Consider the following 20,086-nt stretch of genomic DNA (forward strand, 5'->3'; position numbering starts at 1 on the left):
TACACCCCCTTTTCACGCTAATCCCGACTCATGGGAAGTGCGGGGCGCGTATTATGGCGAATCGAAGCTGTTACGTCACCTTCGACTTCTACCTGTGTGATCAATCAACGGGAGCTCCCCTTTTGCTACTGCAACCGGTGCAGCTCCCCATCGAGAACAAGGCGTCCTGCATCAGCAGGATTCATACGCACCACCACATCAACAACGGTTTCATTCACCGTTTTCGAAAGCACCGAACCGTGCTGGTAGCAGTAGGCTAAGGAGCGCCCATCGCTGAGATCAAACTTCAGATGCAGCTCATGCATCTGAAGCTTCAACCAGTCGGAGAGCAGATCGATCAGTTCATTCACCCCGTCACCGGTGATCGCAGAGAGAGCGATGCGGCTGCCTGCCACGGTCTCTGCCCGATAACTCTGCAGGCCGGGCATCAAATCCTTCTTATTCATCACCTCAAGAATCGGAGGCGCCAGATCGCCGACCAGACCAAGCTGCTCCAGTGTCTCATCCACCACCTTCGCCTGTTCAGCCAGCATCGGATCAGCGGCATCTCGCACATGCAGGATCAGATCAGCTTCGATCACCTCCTCAAGCGTAGCGCGAAAGGCATCCACCAATTCATGTGGCAGCTCCTGCACAAAACCCACGGTGTCGGAGAGCATCAGACGCAGTCCTCCGGGAAGCTCCAGCAACCTCAGGGTCGGATCGAGGGTGGCAAACAGCTGATCCGCCACATAGACACCTGACTCGGTCAGATGGTTAAACAGTGTCGATTTTCCGGCATTGGTATACCCCACCAGTGCCACCGTAGGGATATCCTTCTTCAGCCGCCCTGCCCGCTGTGTTGCGCGCATCTGACGCACCTTATCAAGATCCTTCTCCAACGAACGGATTTTGACCCGAATCATGCGCCGGTCCAGCTCAATCTGGCGCTCACCCGGCCCCCCCATAAAACCGAATCCACCACGCTGGCGCTCCAGATGCGTCCAGCTGCGCACCAGTCTGCCGAGCTGGTAATTAAGACTGGCAAGCTCCACCTGCAGAACACCTTCACGGGTGCGGGCCCGGGATGCGAAAATCTCCAGAATCAGGCCGGTACGATCCACCACCTTGGCATTCCACGCCTTCTCCAGATTGCGCTGCTGCACCGGTGAGAGCGGATGATCCACAAACACCACGGCCGCCTCGAGTATCTCAACCTGCAGACGTATCTCTTCAACCTGCCCGGAACCGAGCAGTGTGCCGGGCATCGCTCTGCGCACACCAAAACGAAAGGAGTTCACCAGCTCGCAACTGCTGCTCTCAACCAGCCTGACAAACTCTTCAGCACGTGCTTTCCATGCATACTCACCAATACGCCTGCTGGCCAGCTCCGGATGTACGCTGATGGCAATATCCGGTGCCTGCCTGGTATCGTTCATCTCAACACTCATCTTGTTTCTAGCTGCTCCATGATTTTCTCTTTCAACTGATCAGCACTGCCATGCATGGCAGTCGGTGTCTGGTGATTGAACCAGGTCACCTGCCGCTTGGCGTAACGACGTGTGGCGGTGATGGCATCACTAATCGCTTTCTCCAGCGTCAATTCACCCTTGAGGTGGTCAAGCAGCTGGCGGTAGCCCACGGCGCGCATGGCAGGGTGTGTATCCGCAAGCTTCAACGTAGCCAACCAGCGCACCTCATCCAGCCAGCCGCTCTCTATCATCCGCTGAAAGCGAGAAGCAATACGCTCGCGCAATACCTCACGCGGCACATCAAGCACAAACACCGGGCAATCTATCGCCACGACTTCACTTATCGCCTCAGCCTGCCACGCAGCCAGCGAGCGGCCTGTACTCTCCAGCACACAGAGAGCACGCATAATACGCTGGCTATCACCGGCTTTCAGACGCTCCGCCATCACAGCGTCGTGCTGCTGCAGGTAGCTGTACAAACCCTCTGTACCCTCCACCCAGTGCATCATCTCAAACTTTTTACGCACCTCAGGTTTCTCATCCGGAATATCGGCAAAACCTTCCAGAAGCGCTTTAAGATAGAGACCCGTACCACCGACAATCAACGGCACACGCCCGGCCGCATTTTCACCGGCAATCACCAGCCGCACCTCTTCAGCCCAGCGTGCTGCCGAATAGAGATCAGGCAGTTCACAGCAATCGACAAGAAAATGATTTATCTCAGCACGCTCTTCTGCACTTGGTTTGGCTGTACCGATATCCAGTCCGCGATAGAGCTGCATCGAATCACAACAGATAATCGAGCTCTGCGTAGCCGCTGCAATCTCCACTGCCAGCGCCGATTTCCCCGTGGCCGTAGCCCCCATCAGGGCAACGGCTCGCAACCCGCCACTCATAGACGATCCGAGGTGTAAACACCACGCATGCGAGCAAAACGCTTAATCAGAGAGTGCCAGAGTGGACTGAGCATCAGCGTCAGGGCAATCACCAGTACCGTCATGGAGTGCAGCGCCTCATCGATCAGCGCCACATGCAGTCCCACTGCCGCCAGCAGGAAGGAGAACTCACCGATCTGACTGAGCAGACCGGCCGTAACCAGCGCCGACTCCCACTGTTCTCCAAGCGCACGCATGACAAACACGTTGGAGCCTGAGTTGAAGAGAAAGACCAGCAGTGTCACAGCCAGTACAACCTCAAGATGAGCGAAGAGATAATCGAGTTCAACAAGCATGCCGACAGAGAGAAAAAACATCGCCATGAAGATGACCTGTACAGGGCCGAGATGCTCATGTACCCATTTGGACTGATCCGAGGAGGCCAGCAGCACACCGGCCAGGAATGCTCCCAGTGCCGGAGAGAGACCCAGCCAGCCGGTCAGCGAGGCTGAACCGAGGCAGAGCAGCAGACCGAGCATCATCCTGTGCTCATAACTACCCAGCAGTGCCGCAGGTATGTGGAAACGTTTGCTGCGCATCAGCCAGAAGACAAACAGCAGAATGGCAATACCGCCTGCCACCTGCAGTGCGATGCCTGAAACCGAGATATGTTCACCGCTGCCGAGCATACTGAGGATAATCATCATCGGAATGATCGCCATATCCTGCACAAGCAGCACGCCCAGTGCGCTCTGCCCCATCGGCAGCTCGAGCTCGCCGGAATCCTGCAGCATTCTGAGCACTACCGCTGTACTGGAGAGGCTGATAATAAAACCGTAGAGCACCCCCTGCTGCCATGTCATATCAACCAGCAGTGCCAGCCCCACACAGGCAGCCACACTGATGATGATCTGAATATTGGTGCCGACAAAGGCCACCTTCCAGCCCTGCATCAGGCGCGGAATAGAGACCTCCATACCGACAAAGAAGAGCAGCATAATCACACCGATCTCACCAATACGGGTGACCAGATCATGATCTTCAATCACCGCAAAACCGGATGGCCCGATCACAATGCCGGTGAGAATATAGGCCACCACAATCGGCAGCTTCAGTCGCATCGCGGCATAAGCCATCAGCATGGAGAAGAACAGTACAATCGTAATCACCAGTATGACCGGATCTAAGTGCATCGAATCACCCTACTCCTTACGGCCAAACAGGCGGTCGAGATCATTCAGGGAGAGGCTGACATAGGTGGGACGACCATGGTTACACTGGGCGATATTGGGGGTAACCTCCATTTCACGCAGCAGCGCCTCCTGCTCATCAACAGAGAGCAGACGTCCGGATTTGATTGAACCTTTACAGGCGCGATTACCCAGCCAGCGCTCAAGTATGCGACCCAGACCACGCCCGTCGGCTTCAGATTCAGCCCCCATCAGCATGATGCTCTGCACCAGCTCGGCAACCAGCTCGCCAGCCGGTTCGCGCACCAGCATCCCAGGCACGGCACGAATCAGAAAGGACTCATCACCTGTAATCTCCAGCTCCACACCAAAGGGGTGCAGATCATCACTATGTTCATGCAGCCAGGCCGCCGTCTCACCTGTCAGATGCAGCAATTCAGGTGTGAGAAGCTTCTGACTGGATACTTTTTGACCGGCCAGCTGTCGTTTCAGTTTCTCGTAGGTCATGCGCTCGTGTGCCGCATGCTGATCCACAAGAATCACACCGGAGTCGGTCTGGGCGAGAATATAACAGCGGTGAATCTGAGCCAGTGGATGACCTAAATGCAGCTGTCCGGCAACCCCGTACTCGCCTGTCGGCTCAGCGACACCCGGTGCAGAGAAGAGGATGCGCTGCATATCTTTCGGCATTGCGCTGGAACCGGTCGACGCTGATGAACCTCTGAAATCTCCGGAGGAGAAGCGCGGCATACTGCCGGATGCAGAACCGGAAGCAGCGGCACCATACTGCATCGAACGCATCGCCTGATGCGAGGTGGTTGACGAGACCGACTTTCCGAACTGCTCAATGGCGGCCCGGATACAGGCGATCACTCCGGCACGTACCGCCTGCGGCGACCTGAAGCGCACCTCGCGCTTGGCCGGATGCACATTGACATCAACATCCGCCGGGTCGATCTCAATCCTGATCACTGCCACAGGATAGCGGTCATGGAACATCACATCGCGGTAACCTGCACGCACAGCTGCCAGCAGTTGTTTGTCGCGGATCACACGTCCGTTGACCATAAACAGCATGCGCGTGGAGTCGCGATGGTGGAATGTCGGCAGGCCCAGATGGCCGGAGATCTGCATCCCCTCATGCTCAATGGCCATCTCGATGCTATTGTCGGCAAAATCACTGCCGAGAATGGCAAATACACGCGAAGGCTCATCCTGCGGGCTGAAATCAAAACGTTTGCGACCATCGAGCTCCAGTTGCATGGCCACCGACGGATTGGCCAGCGCCAGTGAGCGGAACACCTCAACAATCGCGGCATCCTCGGTTTTATCGCTGCGCATAAAATTCAGACGTGCAGGTGTATTGAGAAAGAGATCAAGCACCTCGATGCGGGTGCCTTTGCGCGGTGGCGCCGGACGCACTTCGGTAGTGCCACCACCATCCACACGCACCTCAACCCCCTCACTGCTACCTGCCAGAGCTGTCTGCATGCGAAAACGGGAGACAGAGGCGATCGAAGGCAGCGCCTCTCCGCGAAAGCCGTGGCTGGCGATCAGATGCAGATCTTCCGAGCTCTCAATCTTGCTGGTGGCGTGGCGCTGCAGTGCCAGCTCGGCATCAGCAGCTGACATGCCGCAACCATCATCTTCTATGACAATAGACTTTTTGCCTGCGCCAGTGATTCGAACAACGACTTTGCTAGCTCCTGAATCAAGTGAGTTCTCCATCAGCTCTTTGACCGCAGAGGCTGGTCGCTCCACCACTTCACCGGCAGCGATCTGGTTGGCCACCTGAGGCGAGAGAATATGTATCAGTTGATCAGGCATCAGCGAACTCAGAGAAAAAGAGGCAAACAGTGATAATGGGGCTCCTTAATATAGAAGTAGCGCAAATCTGCTTTTTTTAACTCAAACAATCCACCTTCATAATCAAAAGGTGCACATCCTTCATTGATCTCTAGAGTGTTGCGATTCTGAAACAGGGGTCTGATATGATTGATACGGCAAACACGGTAACATTAATGAAGGGCAACCCCCTTTTTGCCCCGCTGCCTGCCGAAGGTTTAGCTCTGATGGCTGATCACAGCACCATTACAACATTCAATTCCGGTGAAAAACTGATCGAAGAGAACGGTGAAAACAGATCGCTATTCCTGCTGATTTCGGGAAGTGTGAAAGTGATCTCCAATGGTACCGAAGTGGACAGGCAGCAGGCTGGTGATACCGCCGGTGAGGTATCAATGTCAAAGATCAGCCCGCCGGTTGCCGATGTCATTGCTGATGGTGAAGTCGAGGCCATTCTCTTTCCAACTGAAACAGTTGATGCCGCCTGCAGCCAATATCCCGCGTTTGCCAAACTGCTGCGCGAAACTGCCATGAAAAAGGTCTACGACAGATAATCGGATACCGGGGCTTCAGCCCCTGAAGTAGACAACAACCAGATGATAACCGAATTTTGTTTTGATCGGCCCATGCACCTTAAGCAGTGGCTTCTTGAAAACCACATCCTCAATCGGCTTAACCAGCTGACCTGGATAGATCTCGCCGAGATCACCATCCCGTTTCTTTGACGGGCAGGTTGAATACTTTCTCGCCAGTTTGGCGAAATCCTCACCTCTGGCCAGCCGTTGTTTCAACTGCTCAGCCTCATCCTTTGTTTTGACCAGAATATGTTTCGCCATAGCACTTTTCATACAGGGCTCCTAGCAACCATCTTCCCGGTGATATTTGAAAATCATCACCAGTATCAGCAGGCAACACGTTGTACCAAAAACCGATACAGCCACCATCAACCATTGATCCAGATGCGAGTAATATGCGGCAAACGTCGCCGATGCCGCAGCAAACACCATCCACTGCAGACGGGAGAGGCCATCCACATCACGCGTTTTACAGGTAATGCGAAGCTGATCCACAAAACCCAGAGTAAAAGCCAGCGCTGCCAGTGAGCCCATCATTTGCCACAGATCGATATCCACTTACTACCTCTTCCATCGTTAACGCTTCAGCTTCATCAATGTTGATGCGAGGCGCGCACCCTTCTGTTTATCTAATACACTGTCTATCTGATATTAACGCAACAGGCCAACGATACAGATCAACACCAGAGCCCCGCCAATCACCTGCTTGAAGGTGGCAGCATCGCCAGCCATCAGGTGGTCGTGCATTTTAAGACCTATGACATGACCAATGGCTGCACACGGCAGCAGCCAGAGATGGTGCAGCCACCAGAAGTCGACATCTGCCCAGAGCAGCACGGAGAGCTTGATCACCACCAGAATAAACCAGAGCACAAACAGCGTATTGCGCAGCTGATCCCGTGCTACATGCTGGGTGAATACTGCCACAATCAATGGGGCACCGATCAGTGAGACACCTGCGGCATAAGCGCCACTGATCAGTAGTGTGAAATCAACCCAGGCGTGATGACTGCTGATCTGAAACCGGAACAGGTAACAGAGGGCATAAAAAAGCGTGGTGAGATAGACAAAAACAACCACCCATTGCGAGGGTAGCGTCAACAGTCCGAAGACGCCGATCAGCATAGGGATGATCATGATTGCCAATGCTTTTTTCAGGTATGGCCAGTTGATATGGTTGATGCGCGAACTGAGTGTGATGGAAGAGAAGAAGAGCAGGTGCACACCGATCAGCGGCAGCCAGATCAGAGCATCATCAACCACCAGCAGTAGCAGCGGCAGACCAAGGGCGGCACCGCCGAACCCCAGACCGGAGCGCACAAATCCGGTCCAGACAAAAATCAGTGCTGTGGCAATGTATTGCCAGCTTTGCAGCTCATCCATGTTAAAACTCAGTTAATCCGAAAAGCTATTGGAGTGGTTCAGTTTGATGCGATGCAAGGCGTTCAGAGCGTAGTGTACTAAAAGTACATGAGCGAGGAACAACACAGCAGCGCGCAAACTGAGACACTCCGGCACCTAACTGATCTGTTTGGGAACAGGTAGAGACAGCCCTGTCGAGTTGCGCATCAAAAGCTGCTTAATGGCACCGGAATTACCCATCAGACGCATGCCCAGCCCACGCACCTCTTTCAGGCCGGGAATCGTACCGGTGAAGATCTGGTGCAACCCCTCCATCGAACCCATTACCGAGAGCACATCAGGCATACGCTGTTTCATGTAACGCTCCAGCACATCCATCTCACCCCAATCCTCATCAAAGCGTTTGGCATCGGAGATCTCCTGCGCCAACACCATCGCATCGCGCAAGCCCAGATTCACACCGAGCCCGGCCAGTGGATGGATACAGTGGGCGGCATCGCCAATCAGAGCTACGCGCTGGCGCACAAAATGTTTGGCCAAGCGGCCAATCAGCGGAAATGCAGCCCGCTCACCCACTTCAGTGATGCGCCCCAGAACCGGGCCAAAGGTAAGATTGAGTGCATCAAGGAATGCAGACTCATCCATCGCCATCAATCGATCAGCCTCAGCGAGCTCAGCACTCCAGACAATCGAGCAGAGTCCGTCAGTCATCGGCAGCATCGCCAGCGGGCCAGTGGGCAGGAAACGCTGATAAGCGACACCGTTATGGCCGCGCTCAGGGCGCACTGTGGCCACAATACCCTTCTGTTTGTAATCACGCTCCCAGACACCGATACCAGCCTGCTGACGCACCCATGAACGCCCTCCATCAGCACCGACAATCAACGGCGTGGTCAACAGCCGTCCATCGGCCAGTTTGACCTCGACATGCTCTTCCAGCCACTCGATATTGGCTATCTCAGCAGGAGAACAGAACTCAACATGGTCGCTCTCCAGCAATGCTTTATGCATCGCCCGTTGCGTGGCCGAGTTCTCGATCAGATAACCGAGTACCTCTTCACCAATCTCACTGCCTTCAAAGCGGATACCGCCCTGCTCCTGGTTATCCCAGATACGCATACTGCGCATCGGTCCGGCATCCTTCTTGAGATAATCCCAGACACCCAACCCCTGCAGGATTTTCACATTGCCCATGACAATGGCAGAGACACGGCAATCGCGCTCCAGTGATTTGAAAACCGGCGCTTCACCGCGTTCAATAATGATAATATGCAGGCCGGAGTGGCGCAGTGCACAGGCAAGGCCAAGCCCTACCATACCACCACCAACGATAATCAGATCTGCGTGATCAGCATGAATAGATGATGACATTATCTATCTCCCGGTAACTGCATCTGCCCTATGCCTGATGCCTGTCTGAGCAACAGAGCGGAGAGGCTGGGTGCTGCCGGTAATTTCTCCAGCCCCAAACCACGCAACCATTTGGCGCCCGGAACCTCACTACCAAAAATGTGTGACATCGACTCTGTAAACCCTGCAACCGCCAGCACATCCGCACGCCGTTTCTCTGCATAGCCCTGCAGAATAATCGGCTGGCCCGGATCACGATGGGCAAGCTCACCATCCAGCATGGTCACCAGATCCTGAACATCCCTGAAGCCGAGATTCATCCCCTGCCCTGCTACCGGATGAATGGTATGGGCTGCATTGCCTACCAGTGCCAGACGCGGATTAACAAACTGCTTGGCGATGGAGAGCTCCAGAGGATAAGTAGCACGTGGTGAGGTCGCTGTTATCGCACCGATACGATCCATGGTCGTTGGGCCTGCCGCACGCTGAAGTGCCGAGATAAATGATTCATCACTCATAGCAAGAAGTTGCGATGCTTCTGCCGGAGCTGCAGCCCAGACAATGGAATAACGTCCGTCTGCCAACGGTAAAAAGGCCAGCGGACCCGACTTTCGAAAACATTCATGGGCCGTATCGTTATGCCCATGCTCACACGTTACCGATGCAACCAGTCCAAAGCGATTGTAATCCCAGCCGTTCAGACCAATGCCTGCCATCTGACGAATCTGGCTGTGGGTGCCATCGGCAGCCACCAGCAGTGATGCCTTTAACGCTGTTTGTTGGTCGCCCGTTCGCAGCGTAATATCAACATCACTCTGATTGACTGTATAGGCGTTGAGTGTGGCGCCACAAAACAGTTTTACCGATGAAGCCTCAAGCAGCTTATAGATCGGCTTGAGCAGCAGCCCCATCTCCACGACATAACCGAGCTCCTGCATACCCGGTGCAAAAGAAGAACCGTCAGCAGCATCAAGATCAACCCGACCACGGTTACCCGGTTCAGTCACAACAATATGCCTGATATTGCCAACGCCCAGCTCAGCCACACCCGGCCAGATGCTAAGTGCGTCCAGATGGGATCTGGAACCATAGTTCAGGGCAATCACACGTTCCGGGTTTGAAGAGCTAAAGGCTGGTTTGAAGCGTTCGATGATAGCAACACGATAATTCAACTGCTCAAGCTGTAGTGCCAAGGTAGCACCCACAGCGCCACCACCGACAATGACAATGTCAAATTGTTGGACTCCACCCATGTGCTATCCCCCGATCCAGATGTATCCGCATTATCCTTGCGGGTTTAAAAAGGATTGCAAGTGATGAGCAATACCACAGCTCTACAGCTTGACACCTTCATGAGAGATGACAATGCTTCGCGCCGTCTCCGACAAGTTCACAATTGCAATGCCTGAGTGGTGGAATTGGTAGACACCCGGGATTCAAAATCCCGTGCCTTCACGGGCGTGCCGGTTCGACTCCGGCCTCAGGTACCAGCAAGCAACTTTAGAATTAATAATTCAAAAGTTGCGCGCTAGTGAAAATAAAAAATGAAGATTAATAATGCTTAAAATCCGCGATAGGAAGCAATGAGTCACCATTGCTATCTCGCATGAACAAACATCCTTTATACTTTATGAGCGCGACAGGGAGAAGCCATTCATGGCTTCTATCCAGCATCAACAAACACATTCCCAGCTTCACCCGATCTGTGCGATAGGCAGAAGGCCTTGCCCTTCTACCTTACATTTACATCTTCCTTCACATTTCTATCTCGCCATATAAACGTCGGCATTGATCTATTTCTCCCATCTCACCCCATTGTGACCTGCCACACAGATGGCCTGCGCATGTCAGCAGAAAGTTGGCCTTGTTAAATCAGCCGAACAAGGAGACCGATATGCCTACAGCGATGCACATGCACTACCACAACACCCACAAACACGAAGCTCTGGCTTTCATTCCTAAAAAATATCGCGACACGGTTAAAGTCGCGCTGCTGGTGCCAACCGGCCTTGCGGCACTGACCATTTTCCTACTGCTCGGCCAGAGCATGTAACCCGTTTTACCCTTTTATTCGGCAAGGCCTGATCTCTCAGTGCCAGCCATCATCCAGCTCCCCGGATGAACCTGACAGGCACACCAGCTTATCAGGTTCATCCACCTCTCTTCTCCTCAACCTCTCCGCTCTACTCCCTTCACCCAACAATCATCTCACCGACAAAGTGGCAAACATCTTGCGTGTATTTAATTTGTCTGAAAAACAGCCCGGTCTAACCTTTCGGAACTTGCGAGCAGAGGAGAAGACTCTTATGCTCTGCTATACACGGCTGCTGGCAGAAACACCTTTGGAGGAACCATGGAAGTATCGGAACTACTTGCCTTTACTGTAAAAAATAACGCCTCGGATCTGCACCTCTCATCCGGCGAGCCACCGATGATTCGCATCCATGGTGACATGACACGCATCAAGATGCCGCCCATCGATAGCCGAGTGGTACAAAGCATGGTTTATGACATCATGAGTGATGCCCAGCGCAAGGCCTTTGAAGAGCATCTGGAGCTCGATTTCTCATTCTCGCTCGGTGAAATCGCACGCTTCCGTGTTAATGTCTTTGAACAGCGGCGTGGCATGGGCGCGGTATTCCGTGTGATCCCCAGTGAAGTTCTGACATTGGAAAACCTCAAGTGTCCGGAGATATTCAAGGATATCGCCATGACCCCGCGCGGCATCTGTCTGGTCACCGGCCCCACAGGCTCGGGTAAATCAACCACCCTCGCGGCCATGATTGATCATCGCAATGAGAGCGAACGCGGCCACATCCTCACCATCGAAGACCCGATCGAGTTTGTACATAAATCCAAGAATTCACTGATCTCACAGCGCGAACTGGGACCACACACCCGCTCATTTGAGAATGCGCTGCGCAGCGCTCTGCGTGAAGATCCCGATGTGGTACTGGTTGGTGAGCTGCGAGATCTGGAGACGATCCGCCTTGCCCTGACTGCTGCGGAGACCGGCCATATGGTATTCGGCACGCTGCACACCTCATCAGCGCCTAAAACCATCGACCGAATCATTGATGTCTTCCCTGCCGCAGAGAAGGAGATGGTACGCTCAATGCTCTCCGAATCTATTCGTGCTGTGATCTCACAGACACTGCTTAAAACGGCAGATGGCAATGGTCGTGTCGCTGCCCATGAGATCATGATCGGCACACCGGCTATCCGTAATCTGATTCGCGAAAACAAAATCCCCCAGATGGTGTCGGTGATGCAGACCGGCCAGCGTGATGGCATGCAGACACTCGATTCAAATCTGCAGATGCTGGTAAAAACCAGAAAAATCACCCAGCAGGCAGCACTTGAAAAAGCATCTAACAAGAAACTCTTCGGTGGTGGAGCCGTTTAAGCTTTAACCTCCCTGCTAACAAGTTTAAATCTTTACAAGATGGAGTTGATTCATGAATGCACCAGAAGCACAACTATCGATCAAGCAGCTATTGATGGTGATGGAAAAACGTGACGCCTCCGATCTCTACCTGACCGCAGGCATGCCCCCCTCCTACCGCATCAATGGTGTGGTCTATCCGATGAAGCAGCCACCACTGACTGCCCTGCAGTGTGAGCGTCTGGCGACCTCCTCGATGAGTGAGCGCCAGCGTGCCGCTTTTGCTGCCGAGTATGAGATGAACCTGGCCCTCGCCTTCCCTGATATCGGCCGCTTTCGCGTCAATATCTTTCGTCAGCGTGGCCATGTCGGCATGGTGATCCGCAAGATCAAAACCGTTGTACCCACCATCGATCAGCTGGAACTGCCGGAAGTATTCAAGGATATATCCATGTCACCGCGTGGACTTGTGCTGATGGTCGGCGCCACGGGAAGCGGAAAATCGACCTCGCTTGCTGCCATGATCGACTGGCGCAACAGCAATCAGGCAGGACACATCATCTCCATTGAGGACCCGATTGAGTTTGTGCATGAGCATAAAAAGTGTGTGATCACCCAGCGCGAGGTCGGCACCGATACCCTTGAGTACAAGAAAGCTCTGAAAAACACCCTGCGGCAGGCCCCTGATGTGATTCTGATCGGTGAGATTCGGGATCGGGAAACCATGGAGCATGCACTTGAGTTCTCTGAAACCGGCCATCTCTGCATGGCCACACTGCATGCCAACAACGCCAATCAGGCGCTGGAGCGCATCATCAACTTCTTCCCTGAAGAGCTGCATCCGCAGGTATGCCTCAACCTTGCCATGAACCTGAAATCGATTCTCTCGCAGCGACTGGTCAAAACACCGGATGATAAACGTCTGCCCGCCATTGAGATTCTCATCAACACCCCGCGCATCTCAGATCTGATTGGCAAATGGGAGATATCCGAAATCAAGGAGTCGATGGCTGCCGGCAAAAATTACGGCATGCAGACCTTCGATCAGCACCTGCTGCAGCTCTGGATGGAGGGCTATATCACTGAAGATGAAGCGCTGCGTCAGGCTGACTCGGTGAATAACCTGCGCCTGCAGATCAAGATGGTGGATCTCGAAGACAGTGGCGGCGGCGCAGCCGACCTGATTGAGAACTCAGGCAGTTCAGGCGAACTTAGCATCTGATGGAGAGCAGGCAACTGATTGATGATCTTCTGCTCATCGCCAACAGGAATGGCGCATCAGATCTGATCGTACGCACCAATGACCGTGTGCGCATGCGCATTGCCGGCGAGCTTGTCACTATCCCCGAGGAGAAGGTGCCAGAGGCCTCCCGTGAACAGGTGGTTGCTATGATTGAACATCTCACCCGTTTTCTGCCCAAACGTCCCGATATGGAGACCCTGAACAGCCTCGACTTTCACTACACCCTTAAAAACGCCTCGCATTTCCGCATGCATGTACTGCGCACCAATAACAATTTTGGCATTGTCGCCCGTCTGATTCCGCAGCAGATCCCCGGCTTTAGCGAGCTTCGCCTGCCCCCTGTCATCGAAGAGATTACTCACTACCGTAACGGCCTGATTCTGATGGCCGGTGCCACGGGATCGGGAAAAAGCACCTCCCTTGCTGCCATGCTCAATCATATGATTCAGCAGCGTCCGGTACATGCAGTTACCCTCGAGGATCCCATCGAATTCCGCTACAGCACCCGCTATAAGGGCACCGTCAGTCAGCGCGAGATCGGCATGGATGTCGAGAGTTATAAACAGGGACTGATTGATGCCATGCGCGAATCACCCAATATCATTGTGGCTGGTGAGGTGCGTGGTCGAGATGAGGTGCAACTGGCTCTGCAGGCTAGTGAAACAGGACATCTGGTGATGGCCACCGTCCACTCCACCACCGCCATCGGCACCATGCAGCGAGTGATGGCATCATTTGGCAGAGAGGAGCAGCAAGGCATTCGCGAGCGCCTGGCTGAAAATCTGCGTGCCATCATCGTGCAGAAGCTGCTGCCAACCAGAGACGGCAAAGGACGCGTCGTAGCACTGGAGATCATGGTTAAGAATTCAGTGATCAAACATTTCATGCTCGACCCGGATCACTGGAGTGAGATTCCCCGTGCCATGGAAGAGGGGCATTCGCTCTACGGCAGCCAGAGCTTTGACCAGCACCTGCAACAGCTGGTTGAGGATGATCTGGTTAATTATGATGAGGCAGTGTTAAACGCAGTGTTTCATGAGGATTTTGCCATTCGCATGGGCCGCAACTAGGCATAAAAAGCAGGCTTCGTCTGATTCACTTCAGATGTTTAATGGCTCCCCTGATCAGGGCAGTGTCACTGTGAAGCCCCTCTCTTCCCGGTTGTTCGTCGGTCAGGTAGAGCGGCTCTCCCATGACAACCTTTGCCCGACTACGGCGATAAAATGATGGCCCCAGACGGACGTGATCAAACGGCCATACGCCCGATACCCTGAAAGGAATAATGGGAGCACCGCTGGCGCGGGCGATCAAAGCTGCACCCGGCAGGATTTTGTGCAGTGGAATGGGCGGATTAGCCGCTCCCTCAGGGAACAGGCAGAGCACATTGCCCGCCTGCAGCAGAGCCACGGCCTCTTTGATGGCGTGGCGATTGGCTCCACCCGGAGAGACAGGAATGGCACCGACCATATCAAAACCCCAGCGCAACCAGGACATCTTGGTGTAATATTCACGCGCCATCAGAAAGGCAACAGGGCGATTGACTGAAGCCTGAATCAACAGCGGATCCAAGCCGCAGATATGGTTACTGACCAGAATCACCGGCCCATCGGGAAGCTGATACTCAAGGCTGGCAAGCCTGTGCCAGCCACGACAAAAGAGACGATTCAACAGTCGCAGAACGCGATTCGGGCCACGTTGATTATCTGCTGTCAGAGCCATTGGCAATATTCCATCAGCTGAATCTACACAATCCTACAGGCTCGGGTAGAGCCCCATTCAGCCAGCTCTCGCCTGACCCTTAAGCCACGTCAATACCTGCGGCCTTGAGCTCCGGCTTGATCAGTTCAAAGGTAAAAGCAGCATGCTTTTTCACAGCTTCCTGAAACTGAAACCACTGCGTCTGCTCTTTTGGCACCTTCCAGAAATATGAGCTGGACTCATGGCGAACCGCCTGATGCCACCATTTGTCAGGGTCAAACGCTTCAAGGAAACTGATCTTCTGTTTATAACGCGCATAACGATTTGAGCGATTGAGCTCCATCGAACTCATCGTGGATGAGGCGCCCAGCAACGCAACAAGCTCAGCCTCCATCTCTTCAACAGTGCAGCGGGCAGCACTGTTGCGATCCTTATTAAACTTAAGATACTTCACAAACAGAGCCATACCCGCCTCAATGAATCGATCACGGTTATCAATCTGTGGCTTCTCCAGCCGCTCATCCTGCCATAGCAGACAGGGGATATCGGGAGAATAACCTGCATCGGCATGTCCGATATTGGGTTTAGGGTCATTGCCAATCTGATTAAAATCATCTTTGATGCCGATGAAGTTCTGGTGCGCCCAGGTGTCGATATAGGCATGTGAAGCGATGCCAATGCCATGCAGCAGCTGCTCATCTGCACCACCACAGATCTCCCCGCTCAAAGCAGCATCGATCATCAGATTGGCCTTGGCGCTGTTGGGCGTGGTGTTTAAGGGGTGGGTTCTGCCATCATGGCGTCTGGCTGATCTCATTGCAGTAGCCGTTACTATCACCCCACCGCTCTTTGATCTCATAGGCCTGGCAGTTGTAATCGACATAATCGGATGCATAAGCGATGGTAGCCGCTTCGCTCTCTGTAAATCCGGATCTCTCAGCCAGAAAGCCGGTAATATAGTAGTGAAATTCACTGTCCATCTCTCCCCCCCCCCGGTAAAACGTTACTACTTGTATAGACCATGTTGACTGATTCGTCCAATGCACAGGCAGGAGATAAAAAAAATAGCCAGCCCCGGAAGGGCTGGCTATGCAATGTTTTTCCAGATTATGCAGCTCTACTCAGATTCGCTGTCCGGCCTGAGAATGACACATGAGAGCGGCGGCAGTGTTACGGTAATGGAGTGCGGCTGGTGCATCCAGCTATGGTCATCTGCCATCACACCGCCAGCATTGCCGATGTTACCACCCCCATAGAGGCTGGAGTCGGTATTGAGAATTTCACTGTAGTGGCCCGGTTTGGGAACACCCAGACGATAGCCGTGACGAGGCACCGGGGTAAGATTGAGAATGACCACAACAATGCCGCCATTTTTATCACGACGGATATAACTGAGCGTGGAGTTTTCAGCATCGTTACAGTCGACCCACTGGAATCCTCCGCCATCAAAATCGACCTCATGCAGTGCCGGCACATCCTTGTAGAGATGATTCATATCACGCTGCATCAGCTGCAGGCCACGGTGTGGCATGAAATTGGCCTGATCCCATGATAGTGAGCTGTCGAAGTTCCACTCCGGCCACTGCCCGAACTCCAGCCCCATAAACTGCAGCTTCTTGCCCGGATGGGTATACATATAACCCGAGAGCAGGCGCAGGTTGGCAAATTTTTGCCAGTCATCGCCCGGCATTTTTTGTGGCATGGAGCCCTTGCCGTGTACTACCTCATCGTGGGAGAAGGGCAGGATAAAGTTCTCGGTAAAGGCATACACCATTGAGAAAGTCAGTGCATGATGATCGTAGGAGCGATAGACAGGATCGGTCTCATAGTAGGAGAGCGTGTCGTTCATCCAGCCCATATTCCACTTCATGGTAAAGCCAAGCCCGCCCAGATAGGTGGGACGGCTCACCATCGGCCATGAGGTCGACTCCTCAGCCATGGTCACTGCACCGGGGAAACGCTCATGCACGAGGTGGTTAAACTGTTTGAGGAACTCAACCGCCTCAAGGTTCTCACGACCGCCGTATTTATTAGGCACCCACTCCCCCTCTTCACGGGAGTAATCGAGATAGAGCATCGATGCCACAGCATCCACACGCAGGCCATCAATATGAAACTCATCCAGCCAGAACAGCGCCGAAGCGATGAGGAAGTTACGTACCTCATTGCGGCCGAAATTAAAGATGTAGGTACCCCAATCCTTATGTTCACCAAGGCGTGGATCGGCATGCTCGTAGAGCGGCGTACCATCAAAACGGGCCAGTCCGAATGCATCCTTGGGAAAATGGGCAGGAACCCAGTCGAGGAAGACGCCAAGGCCATGCTGATGGCAGTAGTCGACCATATAGCGGAAATCATCCGGTGTGCCGAAACGGCTGGTTGGCGCGAAATAACCGACGGTCTGATAGCCCCAGGAGCCGTCAAACGGGTGTTCGGTAATCGGCATCAGTTCGATATGGGTGTAGCCCATCCACTGACAGTACTCCACCAGCTGATGTGCCATATCACGATAGTTAAGGTATTCACCACCCGCCCTGCGCCATGAACCCGGATGCACTTCATAGATATTCATCGGTTTGTCAGCGGCCTGTGTTACAGCCCTCTTCTTCACCCACGCATCATCACCCCAGTGGTAAGCCTTGGGATAGTGAACAACGCTGGCGGTATTGGGGCGCAACTCCATCTGCTGCGCATAGGGATCAGCTTTCTCGAAAACATCACCGTTCTTGGCACGGATTTCGAACTTGTATACCTCGCCTTCACGCAAGCCGGGGATAAAGATCTCCCAAACACCTGAGGAACCGAGCACGCGCATCTGGTGCTCGCGACCATCCCAGTGATTGAAGTTACCCACCACACTGACGCGATCAGCTGAAGGAGCCCAAACCGCAAAACCGACACCCCATACACCCTCATGCTCACGCACGTGTGCACCCATCAGCTTATACTTTTCAAAATGGTTACCTTCACCGATCAGATGCAGATCCATCTCACCCAGAATAGGCGAGAAGCGATAGACATCCTGCTCATCCCAGGTGTGCCCTTCCCTGTTCTCAATGCGCAGCTTGTAGGTTGAATCAAAATCGCCATCTTGCCAGTGGTATTCGAAGATATCTGTCCCTTCGATACGTGACATGGCAATCGCGCCAGCACCTTCCGGCAAAAGCCACATCTTCTCAGCCTGCGGCTTATTGGCTCGGATGATCACCCCCCCCTCCGAGTGATAGTGACGCCCCAACCAGGCAAACGGATCGTGACTGCGTGCCTCAACAATGGCCCACGCTTCAGGTGACAGAATCGGCTTCTTCATAAGTTTCCTCTACTCCGGTTTAACCCGTTCGAATGAATGATCGGATCAGGTAATAACAGTGGGTTTCTCGCGTCCGGTCAGCTGTTTCAGACCGGATATTTCATCGGCGGCAACAATCATATCTGCCAGTGCATCCTGAGCATCAAGCCCCTGTTTCTCGGCATCCGCCTCATAAGACTCAAGATAGAGACGGACCGTGGCACCACTGGTACCCGTGCCAGAGAGACGGAAGATCAGGCGTGAACCATCCTTAAACAGTACCCGCACGCCCTGATTTTCGCTGATGCTGCCATCCACAGGGTCTGTGTAGGCAAAGTCATCACAGCTGCCTACCACGCGACCTGCCAGCGTTTTACCCGGCAGGGTTGAAAATTTATCACGCACATTCTGCAGCACCTGTTCGGCGGCAGCAGAATCCACACCCTCATAGTCGTGACGCGAATAGTAGTTGCGGCCAAATTTCTGCCAGTGATCCACGACAATCGCCTCAACCGACTCCTGACGAGCAGCCAGCACATTGAGCCAGAAGAGCACAGCCCAGAGGCCATCTTTTTCGCGCACATGATCCGATCCTGTGCCGAATGACTCTTCACCGCACAGGGTTACGCGGCCGGCATCCATCAGGTTGCCGAAAAACTTCCAGCCTGTTGGCGTCTCATAACAGGCCAGCCCCAGCTTCTGGGCAACACGATCAGCTGCGCCTGAGGTGGGCATGGAACGCGCCACACCGGCAATACCGTTTTTATAACCCGGAACCAGATGCGCATTGGCAGCAAGGATCGCCAGAGAATCACTCGGCGTGACAAAGAAGTGGTTACCCAGAACCATATTACGATCGCCATCACCATCAGATGCTGCGCCGAAATCGGGGGCATCATCGCCGTAGAGGATATCCACCAGCTCATGGGCGTAGGTGAGATTGGGATCGGGATGACCGCCACCAAAATCCTCTTTCGGCACGCCGTTGATCACTGTTCCCGCAGGGGCCTCCAGCATGCCTTCGATAATGGCCATGGCATAGGGTCCGGTAACCGCATGCATGGCATCAAAAGAGATGGAAAAATCATCAGCCAGCAGTGCCTTGATGGCATCAAAGTCAAACAGTGACTGCATCAGCTCGGCATAATCGGCAACAGCATCGATCACCTCGATCTGCATGCCGGCCAGCTCATAGCTACCGAGTTGCGAGAGATCAAAATCGTCGTGCTCGACAATCTGATACCACTCAATCTTGCCGGTCTGCTCAAAGATCGCTTCAGTCACCCCTTCAGGTGCAGGGCCACCATTAGCCATATTATACTTGATACCGAAATCCTCATCAGGCCCGGCCGGATTATGGCTGGCGGAGAGAATCAGGCCACCATAGGCCTTGTACTTACGGATAACATTTGAGGCCGCAGGCGTGGAGAGGATACCATTCTGACCGACCAGCACGCGGCTGAAGCCGTTGGCTGCGGCCATCTTCAGGATAGTCTGGATCGCCTGCAGATTGTAATAGCGGCCATCGCCACCCACCACAAGCGTCTCCCCCTGAAAGTCGCCGATGCTGTCGAATACCGACTGCACAAAGTTCTCCAGATAGTGCGGCTGCTGGAAAACCTTTACCTTCTTGCGAAGTCCGGACGTTCCCGGACGCTGTCCTTCAAAAGGCTCAGTCGCAATCGTGTGGATGTTCATAAATGACCCCCTGCCAGATTTTGCTAAGACTAGACGAGATGTCGACAAAATAACATCACTCTATGCATGCAAGAGCGGCAAACTCATGTTATACTTTAGCCCATCAACCAAATGGGGGGAGGTAT

Annotated in this window: 19 protein-coding genes and 1 tRNA gene; 6 read left to right on the top strand and 14 right to left on the bottom strand. The window is 53.7% G+C overall.

Annotated elements, in window-relative coordinates; all coding sequences use genetic code 11:
- Positions 1-125 precede the first annotated feature (125 nt).
- From hflX to mutL, 4 genes are read right to left on the bottom strand one after another with little or no spacing between them, the layout of a single operon-like run.
- Entirely contained in the window at positions 126-1,430 is a 1,305-nt protein-coding gene (gene hflX / locus F3F93_RS09940; protein WP_176959030.1) for a GTPase HflX, read from the bottom strand.
- Positions 1,427-2,347, bottom strand: a complete 921-nt coding sequence (gene miaA / locus F3F93_RS09945; RefSeq protein ID WP_176959031.1) for a tRNA (adenosine(37)-N6)-dimethylallyltransferase MiaA — start codon at positions 2,345-2,347, stop codon at positions 1,427-1,429. Before miaA ends, hflX begins: the two co-directional genes overlap by 4 nt.
- Entirely contained in the window at positions 2,344-3,519 is a 1,176-nt protein-coding gene (locus F3F93_RS09950; RefSeq protein WP_176959032.1) for a cation:proton antiporter, read from the bottom strand. Before F3F93_RS09950 ends, miaA begins: the two co-directional genes overlap by 4 nt.
- Positions 3,520-3,528: 9 nt before the next feature.
- Positions 3,529-5,343: a DNA mismatch repair endonuclease MutL gene (mutL, locus tag F3F93_RS09955; protein WP_176959033.1), complete on the bottom strand. Its 1,815-nt coding sequence runs from the start codon at positions 5,341-5,343 to the stop codon at positions 3,529-3,531.
- A 164-nt stretch (positions 5,344-5,507) separates the two neighbouring features.
- On the opposite strand from mutL, the gene F3F93_RS09960 reads away from it, so the two are divergent.
- A complete protein-coding gene (locus tag F3F93_RS09960; RefSeq protein ID WP_176959034.1) occupies positions 5,508-5,915 on the top strand; it encodes a cyclic nucleotide-binding domain-containing protein in 408 nt (135 codons plus the stop codon).
- Positions 5,916-5,930: 15 nt separating this feature from the next.
- Here the strand turns inward: F3F93_RS09960 and F3F93_RS09965 are convergent, their stop codons facing one another.
- From F3F93_RS09965 to F3F93_RS09985, 5 genes are all read right to left on the bottom strand, one after another.
- Positions 5,931-6,209 (bottom strand): peptidylprolyl isomerase, encoded by a 279-nt coding sequence (locus tag F3F93_RS09965; RefSeq protein ID WP_176959035.1) that lies wholly within the window; start codon positions 6,207-6,209, stop codon positions 5,931-5,933.
- A 9-nt stretch (positions 6,210-6,218) separates the two neighbouring features.
- Complete coding sequence (locus tag F3F93_RS09970) at positions 6,219-6,494, bottom strand: hypothetical protein (RefSeq protein ID WP_176959036.1); 276 nt, start codon at positions 6,492-6,494, stop codon at positions 6,219-6,221.
- 93 nt (positions 6,495-6,587) lie between these two features.
- Entirely contained in the window at positions 6,588-7,319 is a 732-nt protein-coding gene (locus F3F93_RS09975; protein WP_176959037.1) for a TSUP family transporter, read from the bottom strand.
- 135 nt (positions 7,320-7,454) lie between these two features.
- Positions 7,455-8,669, bottom strand: coding sequence for a UbiH/UbiF/VisC/COQ6 family ubiquinone biosynthesis hydroxylase (locus tag F3F93_RS09980; RefSeq protein ID WP_176959038.1), 1,215 nt, complete (start codon positions 8,667-8,669; stop codon positions 7,455-7,457).
- Positions 8,669-9,901 (bottom strand): FAD-dependent oxidoreductase, encoded by a 1,233-nt coding sequence (locus F3F93_RS09985; protein WP_176959039.1) that lies wholly within the window; start codon positions 9,899-9,901, stop codon positions 8,669-8,671. The genes F3F93_RS09980 and F3F93_RS09985 overlap by 1 nt, the downstream gene beginning before the upstream one ends.
- Before the next feature lie 150 nt (positions 9,902-10,051).
- On the opposite strand from F3F93_RS09985, the gene F3F93_RS09990 reads away from it, so the two are divergent.
- The 5 genes from F3F93_RS09990 to F3F93_RS10010 all read left to right on the top strand — a co-directional run bounded on the left by F3F93_RS09990 (position 10,052) and on the right by F3F93_RS10010 (position 14,346).
- Positions 10,052-10,138 (top strand) — tRNA-Leu (locus F3F93_RS09990).
- A gap of 404 nt (positions 10,139-10,542) precedes the next feature.
- The gene (locus F3F93_RS09995; protein ID WP_176959040.1) at positions 10,543-10,701 is read left to right on the top strand and encodes a hypothetical protein; all 159 of its coding nucleotides are present in this window, start codon (positions 10,543-10,545) and stop codon (positions 10,699-10,701) included.
- Positions 10,702-11,001: 300 nt separating this feature from the next.
- On the top strand, positions 11,002-12,054 hold the full coding sequence (locus F3F93_RS10000) for a type IV pilus twitching motility protein PilT (RefSeq protein WP_176959041.1): 1,053 nt from the start codon (positions 11,002-11,004) through the stop codon (positions 12,052-12,054).
- Between the two features lie 52 nt (positions 12,055-12,106).
- The gene (locus F3F93_RS10005; protein WP_176959042.1) at positions 12,107-13,255 is read left to right on the top strand and encodes a PilT/PilU family type 4a pilus ATPase; all 1,149 of its coding nucleotides are present in this window, start codon (positions 12,107-12,109) and stop codon (positions 13,253-13,255) included.
- The gene (locus F3F93_RS10010; protein ID WP_176959043.1) at positions 13,255-14,346 is read left to right on the top strand and encodes a PilT/PilU family type 4a pilus ATPase; all 1,092 of its coding nucleotides are present in this window, start codon (positions 13,255-13,257) and stop codon (positions 14,344-14,346) included. Before F3F93_RS10005 ends, F3F93_RS10010 begins: the two co-directional genes overlap by 1 nt.
- Positions 14,347-14,371: 25 nt before the next feature.
- Here the strand turns inward: F3F93_RS10010 and F3F93_RS10015 are convergent, their stop codons facing one another.
- The 5 genes from F3F93_RS10015 to F3F93_RS10035 form a co-directional block, all read right to left on the bottom strand.
- Positions 14,372-14,995: a lysophospholipid acyltransferase family protein gene (locus tag F3F93_RS10015; protein ID WP_176959044.1), complete on the bottom strand. Its 624-nt coding sequence runs from the start codon at positions 14,993-14,995 to the stop codon at positions 14,372-14,374.
- A gap of 79 nt (positions 14,996-15,074) precedes the next feature.
- Positions 15,075-15,791 carry a DUF6765 family protein gene (locus F3F93_RS10020; protein WP_176959045.1) on the bottom strand — a complete coding sequence of 239 codons (717 nt, stop codon included), beginning with the start codon at positions 15,789-15,791 and terminating at the stop codon, positions 15,075-15,077.
- Positions 15,769-15,954: a DUF6765 family protein gene (locus tag F3F93_RS10025; RefSeq protein ID WP_176959046.1), complete on the bottom strand. Its 186-nt coding sequence runs from the start codon at positions 15,952-15,954 to the stop codon at positions 15,769-15,771. Before F3F93_RS10025 ends, F3F93_RS10020 begins: the two co-directional genes overlap by 23 nt.
- A gap of 137 nt (positions 15,955-16,091) precedes the next feature.
- The gene (gene glgB, locus F3F93_RS10030; RefSeq protein ID WP_176959047.1) at positions 16,092-18,284 is read right to left on the bottom strand and encodes a 1,4-alpha-glucan branching protein GlgB; all 2,193 of its coding nucleotides are present in this window, start codon (positions 18,282-18,284) and stop codon (positions 16,092-16,094) included.
- A gap of 45 nt (positions 18,285-18,329) precedes the next feature.
- On the bottom strand, positions 18,330-19,961 hold the full coding sequence (locus tag F3F93_RS10035) for an alpha-D-glucose phosphate-specific phosphoglucomutase (RefSeq protein WP_176959048.1): 1,632 nt from the start codon (positions 19,959-19,961) through the stop codon (positions 18,330-18,332).
- Positions 19,962-20,086: the final 125 nt, after the last annotated feature.

The organism is Mariprofundus sp. KV, assembly GCF_013387475.1.
Classification (GTDB): domain Bacteria; phylum Pseudomonadota; class Zetaproteobacteria; order Mariprofundales; family Mariprofundaceae; genus Mariprofundus.

Excerpts from the sequence above, each read along its gene's own strand:
- F3F93_RS09975 (WP_176959037.1), bottom strand. The coding sequence starts at position 7,319 with ATGGATGAGCTGCAAAGCTGGCAATACATTGCCACAGCACTGATTTTT.
- mutL (WP_176959033.1), bottom strand. The coding sequence starts at position 5,343 with ATGCCTGATCAACTGATACATATTCTCTCGCCTCAGGTGGCCAACCAG.
- F3F93_RS10020 (WP_176959045.1), bottom strand. The coding sequence starts at position 15,791 with ATGAGATCAGCCAGACGCCATGATGGCAGAACCCACCCCTTAAACACC.
- F3F93_RS10025 (WP_176959046.1), bottom strand. The coding sequence starts at position 15,954 with ATGGACAGTGAATTTCACTACTATATTACCGGCTTTCTGGCTGAGAGA.
- F3F93_RS10000 (WP_176959041.1), top strand. The coding sequence starts at position 11,002 with ATGGAAGTATCGGAACTACTTGCCTTTACTGTAAAAAATAACGCCTCG.
- F3F93_RS10005 (WP_176959042.1), top strand. The coding sequence starts at position 12,107 with ATGAATGCACCAGAAGCACAACTATCGATCAAGCAGCTATTGATGGTG.
- F3F93_RS09960 (WP_176959034.1), top strand. The coding sequence starts at position 5,508 with ATGATTGATACGGCAAACACGGTAACATTAATGAAGGGCAACCCCCTT.
- F3F93_RS10035 (WP_176959048.1), bottom strand. The coding sequence starts at position 19,961 with ATGAACATCCACACGATTGCGACTGAGCCTTTTGAAGGACAGCGTCCG.
- miaA (WP_176959031.1), bottom strand. The coding sequence starts at position 2,347 with ATGAGTGGCGGGTTGCGAGCCGTTGCCCTGATGGGGGCTACGGCCACG.
- F3F93_RS09985 (WP_176959039.1), bottom strand. The coding sequence starts at position 9,901 with ATGGGTGGAGTCCAACAATTTGACATTGTCATTGTCGGTGGTGGCGCT.
- hflX (WP_176959030.1), bottom strand. The coding sequence starts at position 1,430 with ATGAGTGTTGAGATGAACGATACCAGGCAGGCACCGGATATTGCCATC.
- F3F93_RS09995 (WP_176959040.1), top strand. The coding sequence starts at position 10,543 with ATGCCTACAGCGATGCACATGCACTACCACAACACCCACAAACACGAA.
- glgB (WP_176959047.1), bottom strand. The coding sequence starts at position 18,284 with ATGAAGAAGCCGATTCTGTCACCTGAAGCGTGGGCCATTGTTGAGGCA.
- F3F93_RS09950 (WP_176959032.1), bottom strand. The coding sequence starts at position 3,519 with ATGCACTTAGATCCGGTCATACTGGTGATTACGATTGTACTGTTCTTC.
- F3F93_RS10010 (WP_176959043.1), top strand. The coding sequence starts at position 13,255 with ATGGAGAGCAGGCAACTGATTGATGATCTTCTGCTCATCGCCAACAGG.
- F3F93_RS10015 (WP_176959044.1), bottom strand. The coding sequence starts at position 14,995 with ATGGCTCTGACAGCAGATAATCAACGTGGCCCGAATCGCGTTCTGCGA.
- F3F93_RS09965 (WP_176959035.1), bottom strand. The coding sequence starts at position 6,209 with ATGAAAAGTGCTATGGCGAAACATATTCTGGTCAAAACAAAGGATGAG.
- F3F93_RS09980 (WP_176959038.1), bottom strand. The coding sequence starts at position 8,669 with ATGTCATCATCTATTCATGCTGATCACGCAGATCTGATTATCGTTGGT.